The sequence below is a fragment of the Methylobacterium sp. genome, from assembly GCF_019745455.1.
Classification (GTDB): Bacteria; Pseudomonadota; Alphaproteobacteria; order Rhizobiales; family Beijerinckiaceae; genus Methylobacterium.
Window position 1 is genome coordinate 50,654 of sequence record NZ_JAIETD010000017.1, and the last position, 25,765, is coordinate 76,418.

At 67.2% G+C, this 25,765-nt stretch carries 26 protein-coding genes; 17 read left to right on the forward strand and 9 right to left on the reverse strand.

What is annotated here, in order from left to right:
• Window positions 1-14: 14 nt before the first annotated feature.
• The 3 genes from K2Y56_RS02405 to K2Y56_RS02415 form a co-directional block, all read right to left on the reverse strand.
• The gene (locus tag K2Y56_RS02405) at window positions 15-1,292 is read right to left on the reverse strand and encodes a cytochrome P450 (protein ID WP_292504543.1); all 1,278 of its coding nucleotides are present in this window, start codon (window positions 1,290-1,292) and stop codon (window positions 15-17) included.
• Window positions 1,293-1,449: 157 nt separating this feature from the next.
• Window positions 1,450-1,650 (reverse strand): hypothetical protein, encoded by a 201-nt coding sequence (locus tag K2Y56_RS02410; RefSeq protein WP_292504545.1) that lies wholly within the window; start codon window positions 1,648-1,650, stop codon window positions 1,450-1,452.
• Between the two features lie 141 nt (window positions 1,651-1,791).
• A complete protein-coding gene (locus K2Y56_RS02415) occupies window positions 1,792-4,269 on the reverse strand; it encodes a PBP1A family penicillin-binding protein (RefSeq protein ID WP_292504546.1) in 2,478 nt (825 codons plus the stop codon).
• 200 nt (window positions 4,270-4,469) lie between these two features.
• Between K2Y56_RS02415 and K2Y56_RS02420 the strand changes: the two genes are divergently transcribed.
• The 12 genes from K2Y56_RS02420 (at window position 4,470) to K2Y56_RS02475 (ending at window position 16,763) form a co-directional block, all read left to right on the forward strand.
• On the forward strand, window positions 4,470-5,081 hold the full coding sequence (locus K2Y56_RS02420) for a cysteine hydrolase family protein (RefSeq protein ID WP_292504548.1): 612 nt from the start codon (window positions 4,470-4,472) through the stop codon (window positions 5,079-5,081).
• Between the two features lie 53 nt (window positions 5,082-5,134).
• The gene (gene poxB / locus K2Y56_RS02425) at window positions 5,135-6,895 is read left to right on the forward strand and encodes a ubiquinone-dependent pyruvate dehydrogenase (RefSeq protein ID WP_292504552.1); all 1,761 of its coding nucleotides are present in this window, start codon (window positions 5,135-5,137) and stop codon (window positions 6,893-6,895) included.
• Window positions 6,896-6,982: 87 nt separating this feature from the next.
• Window positions 6,983-7,321, forward strand: a complete 339-nt coding sequence (locus K2Y56_RS02430) for a type II toxin-antitoxin system RelE/ParE family toxin (RefSeq protein WP_292504554.1) — start codon at window positions 6,983-6,985, stop codon at window positions 7,319-7,321.
• An 18-nt stretch (window positions 7,322-7,339) separates the two neighbouring features.
• On the forward strand, window positions 7,340-7,633 hold the full coding sequence (locus K2Y56_RS02435) for a helix-turn-helix transcriptional regulator (RefSeq protein ID WP_292504557.1): 294 nt from the start codon (window positions 7,340-7,342) through the stop codon (window positions 7,631-7,633).
• Window positions 7,634-7,692: 59 nt separating this feature from the next.
• Window positions 7,693-8,436 carry a (Fe-S)-binding protein gene (locus K2Y56_RS02440; protein WP_292504560.1) on the forward strand — a complete coding sequence of 248 codons (744 nt, stop codon included), beginning with the start codon at window positions 7,693-7,695 and terminating at the stop codon, window positions 8,434-8,436.
• Window positions 8,433-10,055 (forward strand): lactate utilization protein B, encoded by a 1,623-nt coding sequence (locus K2Y56_RS02445; RefSeq protein WP_292504562.1) that lies wholly within the window; start codon window positions 8,433-8,435, stop codon window positions 10,053-10,055. The genes K2Y56_RS02440 and K2Y56_RS02445 overlap by 4 nt, the downstream gene beginning before the upstream one ends.
• Window positions 10,052-10,657 (forward strand): LUD domain-containing protein, encoded by a 606-nt coding sequence (locus K2Y56_RS02450; RefSeq protein WP_292504564.1) that lies wholly within the window; start codon window positions 10,052-10,054, stop codon window positions 10,655-10,657. Before K2Y56_RS02445 ends, K2Y56_RS02450 begins: the two co-directional genes overlap by 4 nt.
• Before the next feature lie 83 nt (window positions 10,658-10,740).
• Window positions 10,741-11,601: a transglutaminase family protein gene (locus K2Y56_RS02455; protein ID WP_292504722.1), complete on the forward strand. Its 861-nt coding sequence runs from the start codon at window positions 10,741-10,743 to the stop codon at window positions 11,599-11,601.
• A 43-nt stretch (window positions 11,602-11,644) separates the two neighbouring features.
• Window positions 11,645-13,027 carry an ethanolamine ammonia-lyase subunit EutB gene (locus tag K2Y56_RS02460; RefSeq protein WP_292504565.1) on the forward strand — a complete coding sequence of 461 codons (1,383 nt, stop codon included), beginning with the start codon at window positions 11,645-11,647 and terminating at the stop codon, window positions 13,025-13,027.
• Window positions 13,024-13,824 carry an ethanolamine ammonia-lyase subunit EutC gene (eutC, locus tag K2Y56_RS02465; protein ID WP_292504568.1) on the forward strand — a complete coding sequence of 267 codons (801 nt, stop codon included), beginning with the start codon at window positions 13,024-13,026 and terminating at the stop codon, window positions 13,822-13,824. The genes K2Y56_RS02460 and eutC overlap by 4 nt, the downstream gene beginning before the upstream one ends.
• Window positions 13,825-14,140: 316 nt before the next feature.
• Window positions 14,141-15,871, forward strand: a complete 1,731-nt coding sequence (gene ilvD, locus K2Y56_RS02470; protein WP_292504723.1) for a dihydroxy-acid dehydratase — start codon at window positions 14,141-14,143, stop codon at window positions 15,869-15,871.
• Entirely contained in the window at window positions 15,858-16,763 is a 906-nt protein-coding gene (locus tag K2Y56_RS02475) for a tetratricopeptide repeat protein (protein WP_292504571.1), read from the forward strand. Before ilvD ends, K2Y56_RS02475 begins: the two co-directional genes overlap by 14 nt.
• Before the next feature lie 31 nt (window positions 16,764-16,794).
• On the opposite strand, the gene K2Y56_RS02480 is transcribed toward K2Y56_RS02475, so the two are convergent.
• Both K2Y56_RS02480 and xth read right to left on the reverse strand, forming a co-directional pair.
• Entirely contained in the window at window positions 16,795-17,418 is a 624-nt protein-coding gene (locus K2Y56_RS02480; protein WP_292504573.1) for a glutathione S-transferase family protein, read from the reverse strand.
• 82 nt (window positions 17,419-17,500) lie between these two features.
• Window positions 17,501-18,298: an exodeoxyribonuclease III gene (gene xth / locus K2Y56_RS02485; RefSeq protein WP_292504574.1), complete on the reverse strand. Its 798-nt coding sequence runs from the start codon at window positions 18,296-18,298 to the stop codon at window positions 17,501-17,503.
• Between the two features lie 91 nt (window positions 18,299-18,389).
• Here xth and K2Y56_RS02490 point away from each other — a divergent pair, with 91 nt between their 5' ends.
• From K2Y56_RS02490 to K2Y56_RS02505, 4 genes are all read left to right on the forward strand, one after another.
• A complete protein-coding gene (locus tag K2Y56_RS02490) occupies window positions 18,390-19,085 on the forward strand; it encodes a ceramidase domain-containing protein (protein WP_292504576.1) in 696 nt (231 codons plus the stop codon).
• A 152-nt stretch (window positions 19,086-19,237) separates the two neighbouring features.
• Complete coding sequence (locus K2Y56_RS02495) at window positions 19,238-20,560, forward strand: homoserine dehydrogenase (protein ID WP_292504579.1); 1,323 nt, start codon at window positions 19,238-19,240, stop codon at window positions 20,558-20,560.
• 113 nt (window positions 20,561-20,673) lie between these two features.
• Window positions 20,674-21,672: a class II fructose-bisphosphatase gene (glpX, locus tag K2Y56_RS02500; RefSeq protein ID WP_292504581.1), complete on the forward strand. Its 999-nt coding sequence runs from the start codon at window positions 20,674-20,676 to the stop codon at window positions 21,670-21,672.
• Window positions 21,673-21,683: 11 nt separating this feature from the next.
• Window positions 21,684-22,136, forward strand: a complete 453-nt coding sequence (locus K2Y56_RS02505; RefSeq protein WP_292504582.1) for a GNAT family N-acetyltransferase — start codon at window positions 21,684-21,686, stop codon at window positions 22,134-22,136.
• Window positions 22,137-22,156: 20 nt separating this feature from the next.
• On the opposite strand, the gene K2Y56_RS02510 is transcribed toward K2Y56_RS02505, so the two are convergent.
• The 4 genes from K2Y56_RS02510 to K2Y56_RS02525 all read right to left on the reverse strand — a co-directional run bounded on the left by K2Y56_RS02510 (window position 22,157) and on the right by K2Y56_RS02525 (window position 25,242).
• Window positions 22,157-23,029, reverse strand: a complete 873-nt coding sequence (locus tag K2Y56_RS02510) for a tetratricopeptide repeat protein (RefSeq protein ID WP_292504584.1) — start codon at window positions 23,027-23,029, stop codon at window positions 22,157-22,159.
• Window positions 23,030-23,319: 290 nt separating this feature from the next.
• Window positions 23,320-24,435 (reverse strand): 5-(carboxyamino)imidazole ribonucleotide synthase, encoded by a 1,116-nt coding sequence (locus tag K2Y56_RS02515; RefSeq protein ID WP_292504585.1) that lies wholly within the window; start codon window positions 24,433-24,435, stop codon window positions 23,320-23,322.
• Window positions 24,432-24,929, reverse strand: a complete 498-nt coding sequence (gene purE / locus K2Y56_RS02520) for a 5-(carboxyamino)imidazole ribonucleotide mutase (RefSeq protein WP_292504587.1) — start codon at window positions 24,927-24,929, stop codon at window positions 24,432-24,434. The genes K2Y56_RS02515 and purE overlap by 4 nt, the downstream gene beginning before the upstream one ends.
• Window positions 24,930-25,023: 94 nt before the next feature.
• On the reverse strand, window positions 25,024-25,242 hold the full coding sequence (locus tag K2Y56_RS02525; protein WP_292504589.1) for a DUF465 domain-containing protein: 219 nt from the start codon (window positions 25,240-25,242) through the stop codon (window positions 25,024-25,026).
• 213 nt (window positions 25,243-25,455) lie between these two features.
• Here K2Y56_RS02525 and K2Y56_RS02530 point away from each other — a divergent pair, with 213 nt between their 5' ends.
• The gene (locus tag K2Y56_RS02530; protein WP_292504591.1) at window positions 25,456-25,632 is read left to right on the forward strand and encodes a DUF465 domain-containing protein; all 177 of its coding nucleotides are present in this window, start codon (window positions 25,456-25,458) and stop codon (window positions 25,630-25,632) included.
• Window positions 25,633-25,765 lie beyond the last annotated feature (133 nt).

The following is a 25,765-nucleotide window of genomic DNA, read 5'->3' on the forward strand; positions in this document are numbered from 1 at the left end:
CCTCCTCGTGGAAGTCATTGCCTTGGCAGCACGCCGCGCATGACGAAGCCGCTACGCGGGCGCGCAGGGATGTAGGCGAGGTCGAGGGTCAGGTCCTGATCCGGGACCGTGTAGGACATCGTGGCGAGCTCGCCGGCGAGCGTCTCCACCACGAACTGGGTGATCCCCTCGCCGGGGCAGCGATGGCCGCTCGCGGCCGACCCGCCGCCATGCGAAATCAGGTTGAAGGCGTCGATCCGGTCGCGCTCGAACCGGCACGGATCGAACCGCTCCGGCTCATGCCACAGCCGAGGGTCGTGGTTGGTGCCGTAGAGGTCCATCAGCACCCAATCTCCCTCCTCGAAAGCGTGGCCGCGCCACTCGAAGGGTGCGCGCACTCGCCCTCCGATGAAGGGGATGAAGGGGTAGAAGCGGCGGACTTCCCATGTGAAACGCTGTCGCGCCTCGTCCCCGCTCCTCAGATCCTCGCGATACTGCGGTTGGTCGCGAAGGGCCATGGCCGCGAACACGACGTAGCGGGCATTCGCCACCGTCGGGCGAAGCACGTTGATGAGCTCGACGGCAGCCGTCTTCACGTCGAGCAGCTTGCCCTCGGCGTCGCGATGCCCGGCGATCGTGCGGGCGGCGCCGTCCGGCACCTCACGGCGGCCGGACCGCATCTCCTCGATCATCCGGCGCGCCCAGCGCTCGGTGCGAGCGCGGTAGAGATGGCCACGCCAGTTGCGCGGACCGATCGCACCGGTACCGTCGACCATCGCGGCGAACTCGGTTGCCCGATCGCACGCCTCCGATGGCGTCAAAGGGAGGCCGACCCATTCGCAGATGGCAGCGGTCAGAACGAAGTGCGCCTCGTCGAGTAGACCGACCTCGTCCATCCGCGACCAGCGCGATGCCGCCTCGCGCCAGTGCTTCACGACGACATCGGCGAGGCGTTGCAGTGCCTCGGCGCCGACGAGGGAAAGGAACATCGTCTTGCGCCGCCGATGAGCGTCGCCGTCCATCACCATCACGCTGCCGTGGTCCTGGATCAGCGCGAAGGAGGTGGGCGGGAGCGCGTGACGACGGGTAAAGCGGTGGTCGTCGTAGAAGTGGCTCGCCGCTTCGGAGCCGGACATGCAGATCGCCCGGCTCAGCATCAGCCGCGTAGCGAACAGGTCCGAACCATGGCGTCGGCAACGGTTCGAAATGAACGCGTAGCCCTCGCGAAGCAGGGCGAGGGTGCTGTCTGGCGCGCTGTCACGAGGGAGCGCAGCGCTCCGGCGACGAGCAACGGCTGCAGGGTTCGACGACATCCGACCATCCGGCTTGCGCCGAGTCGACGCCCGGCGCCACGGAAACCTCCGGAGCTGACCCAGTGTTCAGAAAAGCAGCCTGTCGCAAGAGATATTCGCGAGCGTCGGACGCTCAGTCCTTTGGCGGCCTTGATCCGGCTGATAACACCGAGACCGCTTAGTTCGGCGCAGGGGTCTGGCGAATCCTGGCGCGGAGCGGTGAGGGAACGCGCTCGCGGCGCTGGAGCAAGTATTCGAGGCGCTCCTGCAAGGGCCGGCGCTGTTCCGCGGGGAGAGCATCAAGGCCACGCTTCGTGGACAGGAGATCGAGGATCATGAGAACGATCCAAGGCCCGCCGATCCCTAGGAAGAATGCCATCTTGCCCGTCTCCTCGCCGCCGACCCCGACCGGGTCGGGATCGAATATGGCACGCGATCGAAAAGTGTAAAGGTGCGTTGACGGTTTGATACGTTGCTTTGCCGTTAGCGTCGTTGAGGACACGGTCGAGGGCTTCGCTGTTCAGCGCATACGGCTCCAGAGACCCGCCCTTTCCGAGCGGGCCTGCTCCTCGGCGGCGAGGAGGTCGGAAGGAGCGTTCTCCGCCGCGCGGGCGCCGCCGGCAGCCAGGATGAGCGACGCGAGATCGTCGCCATCGATCCGGCAGCGCAGGCCCTCGGGCTCGCCGGCCGCTGCGTCGGCGGGAGCGGCGCAGACGACCTCACGGCGGCGAAGGTAGCGGGCGAGCTGGCGTGCCAGTGCTCCCCGTTCGCCCTCGACGCCCGCGAGACGGACGACCCGGCCGCGGAAGGCGAGGGTGCCGGTATCTATGACTTCGGGCACGCCGCGCAGATCCGTGGCGGGCGCGGCTGCGACCGGAGCCGCCGGTGCCGGCTCCGCCTTCGCGGCGGATGGCCGCTTGCGCGCCTTGGCCATCTGCACTGAGGCACGGGCGATGAAATCGCGAAAGATCGCCGCCGGAATGTCTCCGCCGCTGACCTTGTTCATCGAGCTGTTGTCGTCGTTCCCGACCCAGACCCCGACGACGAGATCCGGCGTCATCCCGACGAACCAGGCGTCGCGATAGTCCTGGGTCGTTCCGGTTTTGCCACCGACGGGAATGGTGGCGACCCGCGCCGCCTTTCCGGTACCGCCATCCACCACCGCTTGCAGCGAATCGAGCATCATCGTCCTGCTCTCGCCGGCGAGAGCGGCTGCGGGCTTCGGATCGGGCCGGAGATAGAGGGGCTGGGGCGCCGCGCCTCGGATCGTATGGACGCTGAAACTCTCCACCGCCCCGCCGACGAGCACGCTGGCATAGGCGCGGGTCATCTCGAGCAGCGTGACTTCGGCGGAGCCGAGGGCGAGGCTCGGCACGTTCGGCAAGTCCGATTGCACCCCGAGGCGACGCGCGGTCTCGATGACCGCCGGGATGCCGACCTCGTCGGCGATCTGGGCGGCGATGATATTGATCGACTGTGCGAAGGCGCTGCGCAGGGGCACGGCGCCGCGGAAGCGGTTGTTGGAGTTCTGCGGCTCCCAATCGCCGATCTGGATCGGGCGGTCGACGAGAACGGTCTCGGGCGTGTAGCCCTTCTCGTAGCCGGCCAGATAGACGAAGAGCTTGAACAGCGAGCCGGCCTGGCGCTTGGCCTGGATGGCGCGGTTGAACTGGCTCTGCTCGTAATCGCGGCCTCCGACCATCGCCAGGATGGCGCCCTCTTTCGACAGCACCACCATCGCCGCCTGGCCCGCCTTCTTCTTCTCGCCCTCGGCATCCATGCGGCGTGCGACGACGCCTTCGGCGAGGCTCTGAAGGTCGAGATTGAGGGTGGTGCGGGCGGTGACGTCGCCGCTCGTATCGGCGAGGCGCTTGGCGTCGGCCGCGACCATGTCGAGGAAGAAGTTGGTGCCGGGCGGCGTCTCGGGCGGGATGCGCAGGGTGACGGTCGTCGCACGGGCCTTGTCGGCCTCGGCCGTGGTGATGGCGCCGGTCTCCACCATGGTCTGCAGAACGACGTCGGCGCGCTCCTTGGCGCCGCCGAAGTTGCGGGTGGGAGAGAGCTGCGAGGGCGCCCGCAGCAGGCCGGCGAGCATCGCGGATTCCGGCAAGGTGAGCGAGGGCGCCGACTTGCCGAAATAGCGCTGCGCCGCCGCATCGATCCCGAAGGCGCCAGCTCCGAAATAGGCGGTGTTGAGGTAGCCGAGCAGGATCTCCCGCTTCGTCATCTGGCTCTCGGCCTTCAGGGCGAGAAAGGCCTCCTGTAGCTTGCGCCGAAGGGTCTTCTCCTGGCTCAGCGAGGTCAGGCGGACATATTGCTGCGTGATCGTCGAAGCGCCCTCGCGCACGCCGCCGCTGGCGAGATTACGCCAGATTGCGCGAGCCAATCCACGCGGGTCGACACCCCAATGCGAGTAGAAGCGCCGATCCTCGATGGCGATGATCGCCTGCTCGAGATGCGGCGGCATGTCGGCCTCGGCGAGCTTGCGCCCCCGGAACACGCCGCGCGTGGCGAAGACCCGGCCGTCATCGGCCTCCACGGTGATCGCCCGGCGTTCGTTCTCGGTGACGATGCCCCCGAGCGGCGGCAGGGTGGCGAGAACCCAGATGACGAACCCGCCGAGCAGGATGGCAGCCACTCCGCAGACCGCAAGGACGCCGGTGACGAGAGGCCGCCTCCGACCCCTCGCAGAGGCTTCGCGCGGGGCTGCATCGACGTCGGGCGCTCCCTGAACCGTCTTTGCCATACCGGCGGCCGCCCGGGCCGACGACGCCTTCCTGGCCAGGGCCGCGAGTTGGGCGCCGGCGTCGCGACCGCCTCTGCCCGCCGCCCTGGCGACGCCGAAGGCAAGGATGCCGAGCTGCTTTCCGAGTGTTCGGGCGGCAGCCACGGCCTCGCGGGCAGCGACCTTGGTATCGGGTGCGCCGGTCGCCGAGGATGACGGCGCATCGGCTGCGCCGTCCCGTCCTTCCGTCTCGTCGGGCTTGGATGGCTGCATCCGATACGATGTCCTGAACGGCAAGCACGCTCGCCGGTGGGCTGATGGCGTCGGAGCGACACTCTTAGCCGCGTTCGGCCCGGCGAAGCTAGGCTGAAGGGTAGGGCATGCTCGCCGAGATCTCAGCGGATTGTCTTGACCGCATCTTGCCGAGTCCGCTTCTCGGTGCTTGAAAACTATCACTCTCGGAGAAGCCAGCCATGAACGCCACGGATACCCTGCCGAAGACGCTGCGCGACGTCTCGGGCCTCAGCCCGGCTCCCGCGACCCTCGCCGGATCGGCGCTCGTGATGATCGACCTGCAGAACACCTATCGCGAAGGCGTGATGCGCCTCGACGGCGTCGAGCCCGCGCTCCGCGAGGCGAAAGAACTGCTGCACCGTGCCCGTGACGCCGGCATCCCGATCTTTCACATCCAGCACGATACCGGACCCGGCTCGCCCTACGACATCACCGCGCCGATCGGGCGAATCAGCGACGAAGTGGCACCTCAGGGTGACGAGCCGGTGATCGTGAAGAACTACCCGAATTCGTTCGTCGGCACCGATCTCCAGGCCCGCCTCGAACAGGCTGGGGTCAAGTCGCTGATCCTGGCCGGCTTCATGACGCATATGTGCATCAACTCGACGGCGCGCGGCGCCTTCAACCTCGGCTTCAGCCCGACCGTGGTGGCCTCGGCCACCGCAACCCGCAACCTGCCCGGACCCGACGGCGCGATCGTCCCGGCCTCGGCGCTCCAGGCCGCGAGCCTCGCGACCCTGGGCGATCTCTTCGCGGTGATCGCGCCACGGGTCGACACGATCGGAGCCTGACGGAACGGGACACCGTTCCGTTCGGTTCGGCTCCCGAGAGCTGGAGCCGAGCCATGACCATCGACACCGTCGCCGACCTCGTCGTCGAGACCCTGCAGCAGATGGGCGTCCGGCGAATCTACGGGGTGGTCGGCGACAGCCTCAACGCGCTCACCGAGTCGATCCGAGCCCGCGGGATCATCGACTGGGTGCCGGTCCGCCACGAGGAAGTCGGCGCCTTCGCGGCCGGGGCCGACAGCCAGGTCACGGGTCGGCTCGCGGTCTGCGCCGGCTCCTGCGGGCCGGGACACGTCCACCTGATCAACGGGTTGTTCGATTGCCACCGCACCCGCACGCCGGTCCTGGCGATCGCCGCGCATATTCCCTCGTCCGAGATCGGTTCGGGTTACTTCCAGGAGACCGACCCGAAGGCGTTGTTCGCGCAGTGCAGCCATTATTGCGAGCTCGTCACCGACGCCGCGCAACTGCCCTTCGTGCTTGAGAACGCCGTTCGCGCCGCGATCGGGCAGGGTGGTGTGTCCGTCGTCATCATTCCCGGCGATGTCGCCCAGCAGGACGCACCCGCCCGCGCCGTCTCGCCCAATGCCGGGCTCCTGCCGCCGCGCCCGCTGGTGCGGCCCGCCGATGCCGAGCTGAATGCGCTGGCCGAACTCCTCAACGGCTCGTCGCGGATCACCCTGCTGTGCGGTCGCGGCTGTGCCGGAGCCCGCGCCGATCTCATGGCCCTGGCCGAGGCGCTGAAAAGCCCCATCGTCCATGCGCTCGGCGGCAAGGACATCCTGGAATACGACAACCCCTACGATGTCGGGATGACGGGCCTGATCGGCTTCTCGTCGGGCTACGCCGCAATGATGGGCTGCGAGACCCTGCTGATGCTGGGCACTGATTTTCCCTACAAGCAGTTCTACCCGAAGAAGGCCAAGGTCGCGCAGGTGGATCTCAGGCCGCATCAGCTCGGTCGGCGTACCCGCCTCGATCTCGGCCTCGTCGGCGATGTCGGCGACACGATCAGGGCGCTTCTCCCAAAGCTCGCTGTCAAATCCGACCGGGCCTGGCTCGATGCGAGCCTCGAGCACTACGCCAAAGCCCGCGAGGGCCTCGACGATCTCGCCACCGGGGTGCCGGAGAAGGGCTGGTTCGGACGGAAGGCAGGCGAGACCCCAATCCATCCGCAATACCTCACCAAGGTCCTGAGCGAAGCGGCAACGGAAGACGCGATCTTCACGGCGGATGTCGGCACCCCGACGATCTGGGCCGCGCGCTATCTCACAATGAATGGTCGGCGACGGCTGATCGGATCCTGGGTGCATGGCTCGATGGCCAATGCGATGGCACAGGGGCTCGGCGCGCAAGCGGCCCAGCCGGGGCGACAGGTGGTGTCGCTCTCCGGCGATGGCGGCTTCACCATGCTGATGGGCGATCTCCTCACCCTCCGGCAGAAAAACCTGCCGCTCAAGGTGGTGGTGTTCAACAACGGCACCCTCGGCTTCGTCGAGATGGAGATGAAGGCAGCAGGCTTTCTCGAGACCGGAGTCGCCCTCGACAATCCTGACTTCGCCGCGATGGCGCGGGCGGCGGGCATCCATGCCATCCGCGTCGAGGACCCGGGCGAACTGGAGAGCGCCGCACGCGACGTCCTCGCGCATGAGGGGCCGGCCCTCCTCGACGTCGTGGTGGCTAGGCAGGAGCTCTCGATCCCGCCGAAAGTCGATGGCCAGCAGGTGAAGGGCTTCAGCCTCTACGTGCTTCGCGCGGTGATGAGCGGACGGGGCGATTCCGTGCTCGATCTGGCGAAGACGAACCTCATTCGATGACACCTTCCAGCGCGGCGGGCGCTACGTCGTCGGCCGTTGACGATCGTACCATATGCGGTACAAATCGATCGATGCTCAGGAGTCAGCGTGTTTTCCGTCAGGTTCTTTCGCACCACCAGCGGCAACGAGCCGGTGCGGGATTGGTTGAAAGGACTCGCACCGGAAGAGCGCCGTGTGATCGGCTTCGATTTGCGTACGGTCGAACGCGGCTTTCCCATCGGCATGCCGCTCTGCCGTCCTATGGGAAACGGTATCTATGAAGTCAGGTCGAGCCTGCCATCGAAGAACGAAGCCCGGGTTCTATTCTTTCAGGACGGCAGCGAGTTGATCGTCGTGGCCGGCTTTATCAAGAAGTCGCAGAAGACGCCCGCCAGCGAGCTGTCTCTCGCATTGTCACGCAAGCGTTCGTTCCAAATCGGACGATAATTCAACAAAGGACGTGTCATGGCTTATGAAGCGGGCAATCCACATCGCGGCTCGTCCCTTGAATCATTTCTCATCGAGGATGGCATTCTTGAGGAGGCCGACAATACCTCCATCAAGCGGGTCATCGCTTGGCAGATCAGGGAGGAGATGGCGAAACGCAAGATGACGAAGACGTCGATGGCTCGTCTGATGGATACGAGCCGCGCCCAACTCGATCGGCTCCTGAACCCTGACGATGGCAACGTCACGATCAACACCATCGAGCGGGCGGCGACGGTCATTGGCCGCAAGCTGAAGCTCGAACTCTCATAGCTCACCCGGCACTGGCAGGTGTAGGGTCCACAAAACACCATGCGACAACGAGAAACGCCATGCGCATCGGACTGTTCGTTCCGTGCTACGTCGATGCCTTCGAGCCGGAGGTCGGGATCGCCACGCTCGAATTGCTGGAACGCTTCGGCCTCGACGTCGAGTATCCCTTCGACCAGACCTGCTGCGGCCAGCCGATGACCAATACCGGCTGCCACGCCGAAGCGGCCGCCACCGAAGCCCTGTTCGTCAGGAACTTCACCGGCTTCGACTATGTCGTGACGCCGTCGGGCTCCTGCGCCCATCAGGTTCGCGAGCACCTCACCGCGATCCCGCAGACCGAGGAGGTCAAGGCGGTGCGCGAGCGGACCTTCGAGCTCGTCGAGTTCCTGCACGACATCCTCAAGGTCGAGGCCTTCCCCTGGGCGAAGTTCCCGCACAAGGTCGCCTACCATTCGAACTGCAACGCGCTGCGTGGCATCCATCACGCCAAACCGTCGGAGCTGAACAAGCCGGCTTATTCGAAGCCTCTCGATCTCCTTGCCAAGGTGCCGGGCGTCGAGGTGGTCAAGCTCGCCCGGCCTGACGAGTGCTGCGGCTTCGGCGGCACCTTCAGCGTGTTCGAGCCCGCCGTCTCGGCCAAGATGGGCTACGACAAGGTTGCCGATCAAGCCCAGGCCGGTGCCGATTACGTCGTCTCGGCCGATTCCTCCTGCCTCATGCACCAGAAGGGCTGCGCCGACCGCGTCGGCGTTCCCCTCAAGTTCATCCACATCGCCCGCATCCTCAACGGAGCCGCCGCATGAGCGCTCAGGACGACCTTCGGGTCCAGGACGGCGCCTCGGACCGCGACGGGCTCATCCATCCCGAGATCGCCAAACCCGCCGACGAGAGTGCACGTAGCCAGGACGGGCGCCGCCTCGACCATGCCGAAGCGACGACGAAGCCACTGAGCGCGGAACCGCAGGCGGCGAGGGCGCGCGAGCCGCAGCCGCGCGGCGCCAAGATCCGCGGCGACCGTCCGATCGATCAGGCAGAGGCTGCCGAGCGCTTCCTCGCCGCTCCGCTGCATCAGAAGGCCCACGACGAGCGCCTGTGGGACCTGCGCAAGAAGCGCGACACCGCCGCCTTCGGCATCCCCGAATGGGAGGAGCTGCGCGAGCTCGCCTCGCAGATCAAGGCGCATACCCTCTCGCGCCTCGACGAGTACCTCGAACAATTCGAGGCGCAGGCCAAGGCCAACGGCGTCCATGTCCACTGGGCGGCCGACGGGGCTGCGCATAACCGCATCGTCCACGGCATCCTCAAGGATCACGGCGCCAGGAGCCTGATCAAGTCGAAGTCCATGCTCACCGAGGAATGCGGTTTTCGCCATTACATGGCGACGACGGGAATCGAGGTGATCGAGACCGATCTCGGCGAGCGCATCCAGCAGCTCGACAACGAGGAGCCGAGCCACGTCGTGGTGCCGGCGGTCCACAAGACCCGCTTCGATGTCGCCGCGGTCTTCGCCAAGACCATGGGCACCGATCCCGAGAACGACGACGCCCGCTATCTCGCAGAGAGCCAGCGCATGCACACGCGCCCGCTCATCCTCGAGGCCGATGCGGGGCTGACCGGCTGCAACTTCGCCATCGCCGAGACCGGCACGGTGGTGACCTGCACCAACGAGGGCAATGCCGACCTCTCCGGCAATGTACCGAAGCTCCTGATCCACTCGATCGGCATCGAGAAGCTGATCCCCCGCATCGAGCATCTCGGCGTGTTCCTGCGCCTTCTCGCGCGCTCGGCGCTCGGATCGCCGATCACGCAATACACCTCGCATTTCCGGAAGCCCCGGCCGGGGACCGAGATGCACATGGTGCTGGTCGATAACGGCCGCTCGGAACGCCTCGGGATGGAGGAGTTCTGGACCTCGCTCAAATGCATCCGCTGCGGCGCCTGCATGAACACTTGTCCGGTCTACCGGCGCAGCGGGGGCCTCTCCTACGGAGCGACCTATTCCGGCCCGATCGGGCTGATCATCGATCCGACCTTCAACAAGCGGAAATACTCGACCCTGCCGTTCTCTTCGACGATGAACGGCTCCTGCACCAATGTCTGCCCGGTCAAGATCAACATCCACGAGCAGATCTTCGCCTGGCGAAAGGTGCTCGCCGAGGAGCATCAGATCCCGCTCCTGAAGCAGGGAATGATGAAGGCGGCGGGTCAGGTCCTGAGCCGCCCGGCGGCCTACCGCGCCGCGATCGGAGCGGCGGATTCCGCCTTACGGGCGCTGCCGCGCTTTGCCGTCTACAACCCGCTCAACACCTGGGGGAAGGGCCGCGAGATGCCCGACGTGCCACGCCAGAGCTTTCACGCCTGGTACAAGCAGAACCGGATGGGCAAGAAGAACGACATGGGCAAGAAGGACGCCCTTCGTTGAGCGCCCGCGAGACCACCCTTGCCACGATCCGGAAGAATCGCCCGGCAGGCGACCATCCGCTGCCGGAGATTCCGCTTTTCGCTCCTCTCGTCGGCGACGACCTCGTGGCCGAGTTCGGCGAGCGCCTCAAGCGGATGGGCGGGCGGGTCGCCGATGTCGTCCCCGGCGAGGACCCGTTCGCCTCGGTCCGCGAGCGGTTGGAGACGGCCAAGGTGATCGCCTCGACCGTGCCGGAGATCACCGGCAACCGCGACCTGGCGCGGGTGGCCCTGCCTAGGGACCTCGCCGATGTCGATGTCGCCGTCGTGCGGGCCGTGTTCGGTGTCGCCGAGACAGGGTCGGTGCTGTTCACTCAAGAGCAGTTGCAGGTGAACTCGGTCGCCTATCTCGCCCAGCACCTCGTGGTGTTGCTCGATCCGGCCGACATCCTCGACACAATCCAGACCGCCTACCGCCGCCCGGATTTTGCCCAGGCCAGCTATGCCGTGCTCCATACGGGCCCTTCGGCCACGGCGGACATCGAGGGCGTGCTGATCCACGGCGCTCAAGGCGTGCGATCGCTCACCGTCATCCTGCTGCCGCGGAACTCAGCCGAGCAATGACGCCTTTGCACGGCTGAGGCTCGGTCCTTGCTTCGTTCGGCAGGACTAGGCGCGCGGGATCATCGAAGGGGACGGGGTGGATGGTGCGATATAGGCTGGGCTGTTCTCTTTCCTACAACGTACTCGCCGACACGACCTTCATCTTCAATCTTGAGGTGGCCCGGCTGAGGAGTCTCGAGATTTTGAGCGAGACGCTGACGCTGAAGCCCGACCTGAAGCGGGAGGTCTACACGACACCCGACCTCCTGAACCGCTATCTCGGCGTGAACGTGCCGACCGGGCCGTTCTCGCTGGAATACGAGGCCGAGGTCGAGCTCACGGTCCATCGCGCCGACCCGGCGACGATCGACGAGACGCCGATCGGGAAGCTCCCCCTCGACATCCTGCCATTCCTGCTCCCGAGCCGCTTCGTCTCGTCGGATCGGCTCACGCCCTTCGCGCAGGCCGAGTTCGGCGCGCTGCCGAAGGGGCATCAGCGCGTCAGCGCGATCTGCAACTGGATTCACGACCACATCACCTACCAGCCAGGAACGAGCGACGGCGAGACCACCGCCGACGAGAGCCTGCTGAAGCGTGCCGGGGTCTGCCGGGACTTCGCCCATATCGGCACCGCCTTCTGCCGGGCGCTCGGTATCCCAGCCCGGTTCGTGAGCTGCTACGCCCACGGCCTCGTCCCGAGCGATTTCCACGCCGTGTTCGAGGCCTATCTCGACGGGCGCTGGTGGCTGTTCGACGCCACGCGTCAGGCCGATCTCGACGGCCTCGTGCGCATCGGCGTCGGGCGGGACGCGGCCGAGATCGCGTTCTCGACGCCCTACGGCAACATGCAGCCGGTCAACCAGCAGATCCGGATCGTCCGCTCCGATGGCCAGGGCAGCCCGCCTCAGCGTACGGTCGACGCGATCTCGACCGAGGTGCCTGCGCCGAATGCCGGGGCGGCTTAGGGCACACCTCGCCGAGAGGCCAACGCAAGGAGACCGTGAGCGCATGCCCTACCGTCACGTCGTCGGCCCCAAGACCCACGTCTTCGCCGACCTCGCCACGTTGATGGCCAAAGCGACACCGGTTCGCTCGGGCGATCGGCTGGCCGGCATCGCGGCCGAGACCGCCGAGGAAGGCATGGCGGCGCGCTGGGCGCTCGCCGACGTCACCCTATCCGAGATCCTGGCCAAGCCCCTCATTCCCTATGAGGACGACGACGTCACCCGCCTCATCCTCGACACGCACGATGCCGAGGCCTTCGCCGAGATCGCGCATCTCACGGTCGGCGATTTTCGCGAGTTCCTGATCAAGGCATCGCCCGAGACCCTGACCCGGATCGCCCCCGGCATCACGCCCGAGATCGCCGCGGCTGTCTCGAAGATCATGCGCAACCAGGACCTGATCCTCGTCGCCCGGAAGTGCCGCGTCGTCACGAAGTTCCGCAACACGATCGGGCTGCCCGGTCGCCTCTCGGTGCGGTTGCAGCCGAACCACCCGACCGACGATGCGGCCGGCATCACGGCCGCCATCGTCGACGGCCTGTCCTATGGCTGCGGCGACGCCGTGATCGGCCTCAACCCGGCCTCGGATTCCATCTCGACCTTGAGCGGCTTGCTTCACCTCTTCGACGACCTGATCCAGCGCCTCGCGATCCCGACGCAGGGCTGCATCCTGACCCATGTGACGACGACGATCGACGCGATGAATCGCGGCCTGCCGGTCGATCTCGTGTTCCAGTCGATCGCCGGCACGCAAGCCGCCAATGCGAGCTTCGGCGTCACTCTGCCGATCCTCAAGGAGGCGCATGAGGCGGCCCTCGCCCTCAAGCGCGGGACGGTCGGCGACAACTGCATGTACTTCGAGACCGGCCAGGGCTCGGCGCTCTCGGCCAACGCCCATCACGGCATCGACCAGCAGACGCTTGAGGCTCGTGCCTATGCGGTGGCCCGGCCGTTCCGGCCGCTTCTGGTCAACACCGTCGTCGGCTTCATCGGGCCCGAATACCTCTACGACGGCAAGGAGATCATCCGGGCAGGCCTGGAGGACCACTTCTGCGGCAAGCTCATGGGCCTGCCGCTCGGCTGCGACGTTTGCTACACCAACCATGCCGAAGCCGACCAGAACGACATGGATACGCTCCTGACGCTGCTCGGGGCGGCAGGCTGCACCTTCGTCATGGGCATTCCCGGCGCCGACGACGTGATGCTGAACTACCAATCCACCTCGTTCCACGACTCGCTCTACATCCGCGAAGTGCTGGGCCTGAAGCGCGCCCCGGAATTCGAGGCCTGGCTCGAACAGATCGGGCTCACCGATGCCGAGGGCACGCTCCTGCCGGAAGGCCCGAGCGCCCGCCTCATCGCCGCGGCACCGGGCCTGGCCGCATGACCGGCGAGGATCCCTGGGCGCGCCTCGCGCGCCTGACACCCGCCCGCATCGGCCTCGGGCGCGCCGGTGCCGGCCTGCCGACCCGCGAGGTGTTGGCCTTCGGCCTCGCCCATGCCCAGGCCCGCGACGCAGTCCATACGCCGATGGATGCGGAGGAGGTGGCGAAGGGCATAGCGGCACTCGGCTTCGACACCTCGGTCCTCGCCTCCGCGGCGCCCGACCGGGCCACCTATCTGCGCCGGCCGGATCTCGGCCGCACTCTGGGCGAGGAGAGCCGCGACGCCCTGGCGGCGGTGCCGTCCGAACCTGTCGACCTCGCCATCGTGGTCGGCGACGGGTTGTCGGCCCGTGCGGTCCACGAAGGCGCCGCCGGTTTCCTCACCGCCTTCAAGCCCCATATCGAAAAGGCCGGCTGGAGCCTTGCCCCGGTCGTGGTCGCGACCCAAGCCCGCGTCGCCCTGGGCGACGGCGTCGGCGCGGCGTTGAAGGCGCGGGCGGTCATCATGCTCATCGGCGAGCGGCCTGGCCTGTCCTCGCCCGACAGCCTCGGGATCTATCTCACCCTCGACCCGCGCATCGGCCGCACCGATGCCGATCGCAACTGCATCTCGAACGTGCGACCCGCCGGGCTCTCGCACGATCTTGCCGCGTTCAAGCTCGACTGGCTCCTGCGCGAGGCCTTCGTAAGGGGCATCTCGGGAGTGAACCTCAAGGACGGCAGCGGTCCGGCGCTGGCGGCTCAGCCCGGGCAGGCGGCCCTCATCGATGCTGCGACCGCCGATACGGCGCAAGCTTGACACCGTCATTTCGATCCGACGCTCCCCCGATCTGATCAGGCCGCAACCGTGGCTGTGGCGGCCTCGCAACACCGCGAAAGCATCCCAAGTTTGCCTTGTCAGCCGCCCTGATCCGCCGCGATCCCGCCATAAACCGGGACCACCTCAGACCCCGCGGTAAACGGCAGTTCCCCCAACGCTTTACCGCAGGGTTCCGTGCCACTTTCCCCACGCGATCGAAGGGGCCGATCATCGCTCGACCAAAGCGGTGACGCTCCTTCGTGCGGCCGGATGGACCGAGATCCTGGCGTCACAGACCGGGGTCGCGGGACAGACGATGGACGTGCGTACAACAGACAAGTCGAAGCTGCCGAGCCGTCATGTCACGGAGGGGCCCGAGCGGGCGCCGCACCGTTCGTACCTCTATGCGATGGGCCTCACCAAGGAGCAGATCCACCAGCCGCTGGTGGGCGTCGCCTCCTGCTGGAACGAGGCCGCGCCCTGCAACATCTCGCTGATGCGCCAGGCGCAGGCGGTGAAGAAGGGCGTCGCGGCCGCCAACGGCACTCCGCGCGAATTCTGCACGATCACGGTCACCGACGGCATCGCCATGGGCCATGCCGGCATGCGCGCCTCCCTGCCATCGCGCGAGGTCATCGCCGATTCCGTCGAGCTGACCATGCGGGGCCATGCCTACGACGCTCTCGTCGGCCTTGCCGGCTGCGACAAGTCCCTGCCCGGCATGATGATGGCGATGGTGCGCCTCAACGTGCCGTCGATCTTCATCTATGGCGGCTCGATCCTGCCCGGCAATTTCCGCGGCAAGCCCGTGACGGTGCAGGACCTGTTCGAGGCGGTCGGCAAGCACGCCGTCGGCGACATGAGCCTCGACGACCTCGACGAGCTCGAACAGGTCGCCTGTCCCTCCGCCGGCGCCTGCGGCGCGCAGTTTACCGCCAACACGATGGCGACCGTCTCCGAGGCGATCGGCCTCGCGTTGCCCTATTCGGCCGGCGCGCCGGCGCCCTACGAGATCCGCGACAGATTCTGCATGACCGCAGGCGAGAAGGTGATGGAGCTCATCGCCAAGAACATCCGCCCGCGCGACATCGTCACCCGCAAGAGCCTCGAGAACGCGGCCGCCGCCGTCGCGGCTTCGGGCGGCTCCACCAACGCGGCCCTGCACCTGCCGGCGATCGCGCATGAATGCGGCATCGCCTTCGACCTGTTCGACGTCGCCGAGATCTTCAAGCGCACGCCCTACATCGCCGACCTGAAGCCGGGTGGGCGCTACGTCGCCAAGGACATGTTCGAGGTGGGCGGCATACCGCTCCTGATGAAGACGCTCCTCGACCACGGCTACATGCACGGCGACTGCATGACGGTCACCGGCCGCACCATGGCGGAGAACATGGAGCACGTGGCCTGGAACCCGGACCAGGACGTGGTCCGTCCGGCCAACGCGCCGATCACCGTCACGGGCGGCGTCGTCGGCCTGAAGGGCAACCTCGCGCCGGAGGGCGCCATCGTGAAGGTCGCCGGCATGGCGGCCGAGAAGCAGGTCTTCACCGGCCCGGCCCGCGTCTTCGACGGCGAGGAGGCCTGTTTCGAGGCCGTGCAGGCCCGCACCTACAAGGAAGGCGAGGTTCTGGTCATCCGCTACGAGGGGCCGAAGGGCGGCCCCGGGATGCGCGAGATGCTCTCGACCACCGCGGCGCTCTACGGCCAGGGCATGGGCGACAAGGTCGCGCTCATAACGGACGGCCGCTTCTCGGGCGCCACCCGCGGCTTCTGCGTCGGCCATGTCGGCCCCGAAGCGGCGATCGGCGGTCCGATCGGCCTGATCCGCGACGGCGACATGATCACCCTCGACGCGATCAAGGGCACCCTCGACGTCGCCTTGTCGGACGAGGAACTGGCGCAGCGCCGGGCGGAATGGACCCCGCGGACCAACACCGCGACCTCGGGATACCTCTGGAAATACATGCAGACCGTCGGGCCTGCGGTGAACGGCGCGGTGACCCATCCGGGCGGCGCCGAGGAGATTCAGACCTATGCGGATGTCTAGGACTGACCTCAGCCGGCCGATGCGGCCGGCGGGGGCCGATCCCGGTCGGCCAGAAGGACGTCGCCTGGCGTCGATCGCGCTCGCCGCCTTCGTCCTAGCGGGCGGGATGATGCTGCCTGTGGTCCAGCAGAGCCACGCCCTCGATGCGGCCGCGCGCACTCCTGTACCGAGCCAGAGCTACCGCTCTGCGCGCGAGGCCCTGCGCTCGGGCGTGCGCGACTACAATGCCGGCGACAAGGAAGGCGCCGCCCGCGCCCTCGAATACGCCGCCGGCCAGGGCCACGCCCTGGCGCTGTGGAAGCTCGGCCGGATGTATGCCGAAGGTGACGGCGTGCCTCACGACGACCTCAAGGCCTTCGAGTTCTTCTCTCGCATCGCCGACGACACCACCGACGATGGCCCGGACGCGCAGAATTCCGGCGTCGTCGCCAGCGCCTTCACGGCGCTCGGCGCCTATTTCCTCGACGGGATCAAGGGCACTTATGTGCGCCCGAACCCCGAGCGCGCCTACGACATGTTCAACTACGCGGCGTCGTATTTCGGCGACCCGAACGCGCAGTACAACCTCGCCCGGCTCTATCTCGACGGCACCGGCGTCGAGGCCGACCCGCGCCAGGCCGCGCGCTGGTTCAACCTCGCCGCCGAGAAGGGCCACGCCCCGGCGCAGGCTCTGCTCGGTCAGTTGCTCATCAACGGACAGGGTATCCCGGCGCAGCGTTCACGCGGCCTGATGTGGCTGTCGCTGGCGCGCGAGGCGGCGCAGGGCCGAAAGGACGACTGGATCGTTGCCCTCTACGACAAGGCCTGGAACCAGGCCAACGAGAATGATCGCGCCGAGGCCCAGATGCAGGCGCAGAGCCAGGTCACTGGGTCGGCGAAGCGCCGGCGCTGAAGCAGAAACTTCAGCGCCGGACCCTGACCTGTCAGTTCGCGGGCGCCGCAACGGCTTTCGCGAAGCTCGGCCTCTCCAGCGTCGCTTCGACATAAGCCGCGAGCTTCGGCCAGCGCCCCGCATCGACCGCCTCGCCTGCGAGCCGAAGGTTGTGGAAACCGGTGACGATGGAGATGTCGGCGATCGAGAAGGCGTCGCCGACGAGGTACGGCCCGACGACCTCGCCTTCGAGATAATCGTAGAGCTTCGGCAGATCTTCTGTCAGCGCCTTCCGGACCGCCGCCTCGTCACCTGGCTTGCCCATCATCTTGGGCATGACCACGCGGTTGAAGAACGGCTTGATGATCACCGGAAACAGCTCGGTATCGCCGAACTTGTCGAACCAGGTCGCCCGTGCGCGAGCCTTGGCCTCTGCCGGCAGCAGGGCGGGAGAGGGATGATTGGCTTCGAGATACACGATGATGGCGGTTGAATCCGCCAGCTTGAACCCCTCGTCGTCGATAGCCGGGATCTTGCCGACCGGGCTCGCCGCCTGGAACGCGGCATCGGGCGAATGGAAGAAGCAGGGCACGTGCTCGAAGGCGACACCCTTCTCGGCGAGGACGACGAGGACCTTGCGGACATACGGTGAGAGGCTGGTGCCGTAGAGGATCATGCGGAAACTACCTGTGGGATAAGGGACGACGCCGGTGAATGTCGCAATGCGATCGGTCCGGCGGCCGGCCCCATATGGGGCGTCACGTCCGGTCGGCGAGTTCCACCGTGACGGGCACGTGGTCGGAAGGCTTCTCCAGGCCGCGCAGGTGCTTCTGGACCGAGGCCGAGACCAGGCGGTCGGCGGCCTGCGGCGAGAGCAGCAGGTGGTCGATGCGGATGCCGGCGTTTCGGAACCAGGCGCCGGCTTGATAGTCCCAGAACGTGTAGAGGCCGGGCTTCGGGTCGCAGGCGCGCAGCGCCTCGGTGAAGCCCTTGGCCAGGAGTGCCCGGAACGCCATTCGCGTCTGCGGCAGGAACAGCGCGTCCCCCATCCAAGCCTCAGGCTCCGAGGCATCCTCGGCGGCAGGGATGACATTGTAATCGCCCGCAAGCACCACAGCCTCCTCGGCGGCCAGGAGCGTGCGGGCATGGGCCGTCAGCCGCTCGAAAAAGGCGAGCTTGTATTCGTATTTCGGACCCGGCGCCGGGTTGCCGTTCGGCAGGTAGATCGAGGCCACGCGGACGGGGGCGGAGTCCTCGCCGGTCACAAGCGCCTCGATGTAGCGGGCCTGCTCGTCGGCCTCGTCGCCGGGCAGGCCACGGCGGATCTCGCTCATCGCCAGGGGAGCACGTACGAGGAGCGCGACGCCGTTATAGGCCTTCTGCCCCAGGGTCTCGACCGCGTAGCCCGCCGCCTCGATCTCCTCGCGCGGGAAGGCGGCATCCTGGCATTTCAGCTCCTGCAGGCAGACCACGTCGGGCTTGGCCTCGGCGAGGAATGCCGTGAGATGCCCGACCCGCTGCTTGATCGAATTGACGTTCCAGGTGGCGATCCGCATGGGCTCAGACGTCGTGAGAGGGGAGGCGGCCCGTCATCGGGCCTTCGCGTGCCGCTGGCAAGGCAGACCGAGCTCGAGCAGGAGAAGCGGCATGAACGAGATGTGGTTCGCGCCGATCCGCACCTATTGCGAGCGCGGCGACGCCTCGTTCTGGGCCGAACCGCTGAACGCCGTCTCGAACGGCGCCTTCCTCATCGCGGCGGCGGCGCTTGTCTGGCGCGAACGAGTGAGCAGAGGTGGAGATCTGGCAGTCTTAAGCCTCGCGATCCTGATCGCCTTGGTGGGAATCGGCTCGTTCCTGTTCCACACCCTCGCGGTGCGCTGGTCGCTCCTGGCCGACGTCATCCCGATCGCGCTGTTCATCTACGCCTATTTCCTCCTGGCGATGCGGCGCTTCCTCGGGCTTGGGTTTATCTCGGCGGTCGGGGCGACACTTCTTTTCGCGGCTTTCAACATGGGACTCGAGCCTGCCCTCGATGCGCTGACCGGGCATTCGATGGAAGCGGCGACGAACGGATCGCTCGCCTATCTGCCGGCGGTGCTGGCCCTCGCCGGCGTCGCTATCGGCCTCGTCCTCAAACCCGCTGCGGACGGCCCTGAAAGGCGCGCCGCCCGCGCGCTGGTCCTGATTGCCGGCCTCTTCGCTGTCTCCCTGACCCTTCGTACCCTGGATGTCGCGCTCTGCACGGTCTGGCCGATCGGCACGCATTTCCTCTGGCATCTCCTCAACGCCGCAGTGCTTTTCGGACTTGGAGCAACCGCCCTCCGGTTTCGACAGACCGCCTGAGAAGCCGGGTTTCTTGCGAACACCCGGGTTTCGTTGCAGAACGATCGCGCCCCGCAGGGGCGCTTCAACGCCATGACGCCCGCTCATGCGCCGCCCGGTCTGGCCGCCAGACGGCGCGCTGGCGGCATCGACCTCAGCCGGGAAACGAACCCATGTCACAGAGCCTCCGCCTCGGCGTCGCCGGTCTCGGCACCGTGGGTGCCGCCGTCGTCCGCATGGTCGCGCGCCAAGCCGAGTCGCTCGGCGCCTCGACCGGTCGGACGATCCGCGTCACAGCCATATCGTCTCGCGACCGGTCGCGCGACCGCGGCTTCGATATGACGGGCATCACTTGGTTCGACGATCCCGTCGCGCTGGCCTCCTCTGCCGACATCGATTGCGTCGTCGAACTCATCGGCGGCGCCGAAGGGCCTGCGCGCGAGACCGTCGAGGCGGCGATCACGGCCGGTCACCACGTCGTCACCGCCAACAAGGCGCTGCTCGCCCGCCACGGCGCAGCCCTCGCCAAGGCAGCGGAAGCGAAGGGGGTGGCCCTCGCCTACGAGGCGTCCGTGGCCGGCGGCATCCCGGTGATCAAGTCCCTGCGCGAAGGTCTTGCCGGAAACCGGGTCTCGCGCCTCTACGGGATCATGAACGGTACCTGCAATTACATCCTGACCCGAATGGAGCGCGAAGGCCTGACCTTCGATGCCTGCCTCAAGGATGCGCAGGCTTTGGGCTATGCCGAGGCCGACCCGACCTTCGACGTCGAGGGCTTCGACACCGCCCACAAGCTCGCGATCCTCACGAGCCTCGCCTTCGGCGTCGAGATCGATTCCGAAGCGGTCTCCGTCGAGGGAATTTCGGCGATCCAGCCCCTCGACCTGAGGATGGCGGAGGAACTGGGCTACCGCATCAAGCTTCTGGGCGTCGCACAGGTCGCGGCCGGCGGCATCGAGCAGCGCGTCCACCCGACCATGGTGCCGAAATCCTCGTCGATCGCCCAGGTAATGGGCGTCACCAACGCCGTCACCATCGACGCAGACGCGGTCGGCGAGCTGACCCTGATCGGCCCGGGTGCGGGCGGAGAGGCAACGGCCTCGGCGGTGGTCGCCGACATCGCCGACATCGCGGCCGGAGCCAAGCGCCCGACCTTCGGAAAGCCGGCACAGACGCTCCCGTCCTCGCCCCGGGTCGCGATGCAGCGGCACGAGGGCGGCTATTACATCCGCCTCACCGTCCATGACCGGCCGGGCGTCGCGGCGGGCGTGGCGACCCGGATGGCCGAGCGCGACATCTCGATCGAGAGTATCCTCCAGCGACGCTCCGAGAGCGCGGCCATGACCGACCCGCATGGGCGCTCGGGACAGCCCGTTCCCCTCGTGCTGATCACCTACGCGGCTACCGAGGGGACGATCCGCGCCGCCCTCGACGCCATCGCGGCCGACGGGCTGCTGGCCGAGGCGCCGCAACTGATCCGGATCGAGCGGGAATAACTCCCAAAATTCATCCGACGGGATGGCGTTCGGCAAGATAGCGCAGCTATAGGGCTCCCTCGGGGACGTGAAACGCGACGACGCGGCACCTCGGGTTGCGAGAGTACGAGACCATGACGGATGCGACCAATGCGGCTGCGGGCATCCCCGTGGCGCGGACCCTGACCCTCGAACTCGCGCGAGTGACCGAGCGGGCGGCCATCGCCGCGGCGCGTCTCCGCGGACAGGGAAAGGAGAAGGAGGCCGATCAGGCCGCCGTCGACGCCATGCGCTCGGAGCTCAACAGCCTCCCCATCGACGGCAGGGTCGTGATCGGCGAGGGCGAGCGCGACGAGGCGCCGATGCTCTACATCGGCGAGCGCCTCGGCACCGGCGATGGGCCGAGGGTCGACATCGCTGTCGACCCTCTCGAGGGCACGACCCTGTGCGCGAAGGACATGCCGGGCGCGATCGCCGTGATGGCCATGGCCGAGGCCGGCTCCCTCCTGGCCGCGCCCGACGTCTATATGCAGAAGATCGCCATCGGGCCGGGCTACCCCGCCGGTCTCGTCGACCTCGACGCGTCGCCGGCCGACAACATCGCGGCCCTCGCCCGAGCCAAGGGCGTCAGCCCCTCGCAGATCACGGCGATCATCCTCGACCGTCCGCGGCACGCGGCCCTCGTCGCCGCCGTACGCGAGACCGGCGCAGGCATCCGTCTCATCTCGGACGGCGACATTGCCGGGATCATCTTCACGACGAGCCCGGACGAAACCGGCGTCGATATCTATCTCGGCATTGGCGCGGCACCCGAGGGCGTGATCGCTGCCGGAGTTCTGCGCTGCATCGGCGGCCAGATGCAGGGCCGGCTAATCCTCGACAGCCACGACAAGCGCGAGCGGGCGGCGGCGATGGGAATCACTGAACCGAACCGCAAATACGATTTGACCGACATGGCCCGCGGCGACGTCATCGTGGCCGCCACCGGTGTCACGGACGGGGCACTCCTCAAGGGGGTGCGCTTCAAGCCCGGCCGGATCGAGACCGAGACCGTGGTCTACCGCTCCGCCACCGGGACCGTCCGCCGTATCCTCGGCGAGCACAGTCGCCGCACCGATCCCTCAGGCGACTGACGGGAGCCCGGATGGCTGCTTCCTCCCTCGTCATCCGTCCGGTTCGCACGGACGAGCGCGAGCCGTGGGAAGGGCTATGGTCGGACTACCTCGACTTTTATCGCGCCTCGATCGGCCCTGAAGTCCGCGATGCCACCTGGGCGCGGCTTCACGATCCGCTCGTACCGCTCCACGCCCTCGTGGCGGAGGTCGAGGGCCGGCTCGTCGGACTGACGCATTACGTCTACCACGCCTCGGCCTGGACCGTCGGCCCGTATTGCTACTTGCAGGACCTCTTCACCGCAGCCGAGGCCCGTGGCCGGGGTGTCGGCCGCGCTCTGATCGAGGCGGTGGCCGAAGCGGCGCGCTCGGCGGGCGCGAACCGGATCCATTGGCTGACGATGGAAGACAATGCCGCCGCCCGCACCCTCTACGACACGCTCGCGAGCCGCTCCGGCTTCATTCAGTATCGGAGGATCTTCTAAAGCTACCGTCGCCGCGCCGGTCAGTTGAACAGCGTGCCGACCCCGCCCTGAACCCGTCCCAGGCCCTGGCTCGCAACCGCATTGCCGGGCTCGAGCGAGGTCGCGCGGGTGTAGTTCTCCATTGCCTCCTTGCGGCGCCCAGACTTCTCGTAGGCGAGACCGCGATAGGCCCAGGAGGTCGCATCCTTGTTGTTGACGTTGAGAGCCGCGTTGTAGTCCTCGATCGCCTTGTCGAACTGGTTCGTGGCGATGAGGCTCTGGCCGCGAGCAGCGTAAGGCGCGCTAACGAAGGGGTTGCGGTCGATCGCGGCGTCGAAATCGCCGATCGCCTGGGTATTCTGGCCCTGCTTCTGCCGCACGAGGCCGCGGGCGTGGTATGCTTCCGCCGATTCCGGCGCGAGGCGGATCGCCTGGTTGAGGTCAGACGAGGCACCGTCGAGGTCGCCCTGGGCGCGCAGCACGTTGGCGCGGCCGATATAGGCGGGGGCGTAGTTCGGATCGGCGGAGATCGCCTTCGAGAAATCGGCGATCGCGGCGTCGTTGCGGCCGGTCTGGCGGTAGGCAAGCGCCCGGTTGTTGTAGGCCGAGCCAGAATTCGGATCGATCTGGATCGCCTTCGAGAAGTCGGCGATGGCGTCGTTGAACTGCCCGGCGCGTGCGTAAGCCGCGCCGCGGGTCGTATAGGCGCCGGCATCGTTCGGGTTGCGCTGGATCACCTCGCTGAGCGAAGAGATATTGGCGGTGGTGGCCCCGGTCTTGTCGGCTTCGAGCACCGCGAATTGGCGCGGCGCCGAGGCGTTGCCATAGGTCTCGCAGCCGCCGAGTGCGGCAGCAGCCAGAGCCGCAGCTCCGAGCAGACCCGCCTTCGATGCCCGCAGCATCACAACCGTCATCGCCCCGCTCCCTTCGGCAGGCCATGCCTCGGCATGGTGGCTGCCTCGTCCTCATCGCCTGGATCGCTAAGCCGGCCACCCGCAGGCGCCCGTCTTCGCCGAACCGTCCCCGATGGTGGTGAACACCCGCTTAAAACCGGATCACGTACCCGCTCAATCGTCAGCGTGTGGCGAAGATATGGCCCGTCCGGCGAAGCGGGACGAGAACGCCCCAAGTCCTCCGATACGCCGCTTGGTGTGTCATCCCAGACGCAGTCCCGCCAGACGCAGTCCCGCTGTCTATCGGTCCGCTACGGCGGCAGCAGGAGGCGCGTCACGTGCCCCATCTTGCGGCCGGGCCGCGCTTCGCCCTTGCCGTAGAGGTGAAGGTGCGCGCCCGGCTCGGCCAGCAGCGCAGCCCATTCATCGACATCGTCGCCGATGAGGTTGCGCATCTCGACCGCGACGCCGCCGGGGCGTCTCGGATCACCGAGCGGCCAGCCGCAGACTGCCCTTACATGCTGCGCGAACTGCGACGTGAGGGCGCCCTCGATCGTCCAGTGCCCGGAATTATGGACCCGCGGGGCGATCTCGTTGACCACCACCCGCTCCGATCCGTCGGCTTCCGCTACCAGGAACATCTCGACGGCGAGCACCCCGACGTAATCGAAAGCATCCGCGATCCGCTGCGCGATCTCCATGGCCGAGTCCGCCGTGGACGAAGCGATGCCGGGGGCCGGGACCTGCGTGAGGGCGAGGATATGATCGCGATGGGTGTTGGCGCAGGGATCGAAAGCCGCGAAGGTACCATCGGCGCCGCGGGCGGCCACCACCGAGACTTCCCGCTCAAAGGCGACGAACCCCTCGAGGATGCAGGGCACACCGCCGAACTCGGCAAGGATCGCCGCCGGGTCGATTGCCTCACCCGGCCTCAGCATGCGCTGGCCCTTGCCGTCATAGCCGAAGCGTCGGGTCTTGAGCACGGCGGGCAGGCCGATCTCAACGATGGCCTGCGCCAGGTCCCCTGCCGTGCCGACGCTGCGGAACGGCGCGGTCGGGATGCCGAGACCGTTGATGAAGGCCTTCTCGCTCAAGCGATCCTGCGTCGTCGCCAGTGCGGCGGCGTTCGGATGGAGCGGCGCGATCGCCGACAAGAGGTCGGCGGTCTCGGCCGGGATATTCTCGAACTCGTAGGTCACGACGTCGACGGACCGGGCGAAGCGGGCGAGCGCGTCGGCATCGTCGTAGGCGGCGAGGGTGCTCTCGGCGGCGACGTCGAAGGCGGGGCTGTCGGCATCGGGGGCGAAGACGTGAACCTTCAGACCGTAATTCGCGGCGGCGAGGGCGATCATTCGGCCGAGCTGGCCGCCGCCGACGATCCCGAGTGTTGCGCCGGGGGAGAGGGCGGTCATGACTCGTCCAGTCATGGAGTCTCGTCTCGTGGATGCTCGGCCACCGCCGCGCTCTGCGCCGTGCGCCAGTCGTCGAGCCGCTCTGCCAAGTCCTCGTCAGACAGGGCCAGAATGGCGGCAGCGAGAAGTGCCGCGTTGATCGCTCCGGCCCGGCCGATTGCCAGTGTCCCGACCGGAATCCCGGCCGGCATCTGCACGATGGAGAGAAGGCTGTCCTGGCCCGACAATGCCTTCGATTCCACGGGCACGCCGAGGACCGGCAGCGGCGTCATCGCGGCGCACATCCCGGGAAGGTGGGCGGCGCCGCCGGCACCCGCAATGATGACCTGGAACCCGGCGGCCTTCGCGCCCTTGGCGAAGGAGACGAGTCGGTCAGGGGTGCGGTGAGCCGAGACGATGCGGTCTTCATGGGCTAAACCGAGAGCGTCCAGCGTCTCGGCTGCATGCCGCATGGTCGCCCAGTCGGACTGGCTCCCCATGATGATCGCGATCCGGGGCTGGCCGGCCATCGTCTCGAATCCGTTGCTGGGCGCAAGGCGCCATTCCGTCGCTTGCCTCGCCGCATACGCGCGCCGCAGTTGCGCGGCAAGGCGAAGGGCATGGTCAGGCGATGATGTCGGGGGTGATCTGGTCCTCGAGATACGTGATCCGGTCGCGCAAGCCGAGCTTACGCTTCTTCAGCCGCTGTATCTGAAGCTGGTCACCCGCGACCACGAGTTCGAGGGCGTCGATGGCGCCGTCGAGGTCGCGATGCTCCTGCTTCAGTCGCAGGAGCTCAGCCTCGTACTCGGCTTTCGCATCGTCACTCAATGCGTCCGGCATACTGTCCGACGTCCCCGAAACCCACGCCGTCGACCATGCGGCACGCCCCGGCTCGGGGCAAGATCCGCCACCCGGATCAGGCTTGGCAATTCCGCGCCGGCGGTCGCGGCCTGTTGATAAGGAGCCGTCAAGCACGTCCAATTTTTGGGCTTCCAAAGCCGGCGAAAGGTGTGTCACTCTGTCCAGGTCGAAACGATGACAGGAGTTCGATCCATGTCGCTGCAGACACATTTGACCCAGCTCGCCCGCAAGCACGAAGCCTTGGAGCGCGAGATCCACGAAGCCATCCAGAGCCCATCGGCGAACGATCTGCGCATCGCAGAGCTCAAGAGACGCAAACTCCAACTCAAGGATTCGATGAACCGGATAAAGACCGACTCGATCCATTAGGTCACCCCGGTACCATCCCTCAGTCTCCTGCGTTCGCCGCCGTTGCTGGTCTCCAGCGCGGCGGTTTTTATTTGGCTTAGCCATTTAGCCATCTCCCAGGCCATCGCACGCCGCTGTATCGTTTCGGACAAGG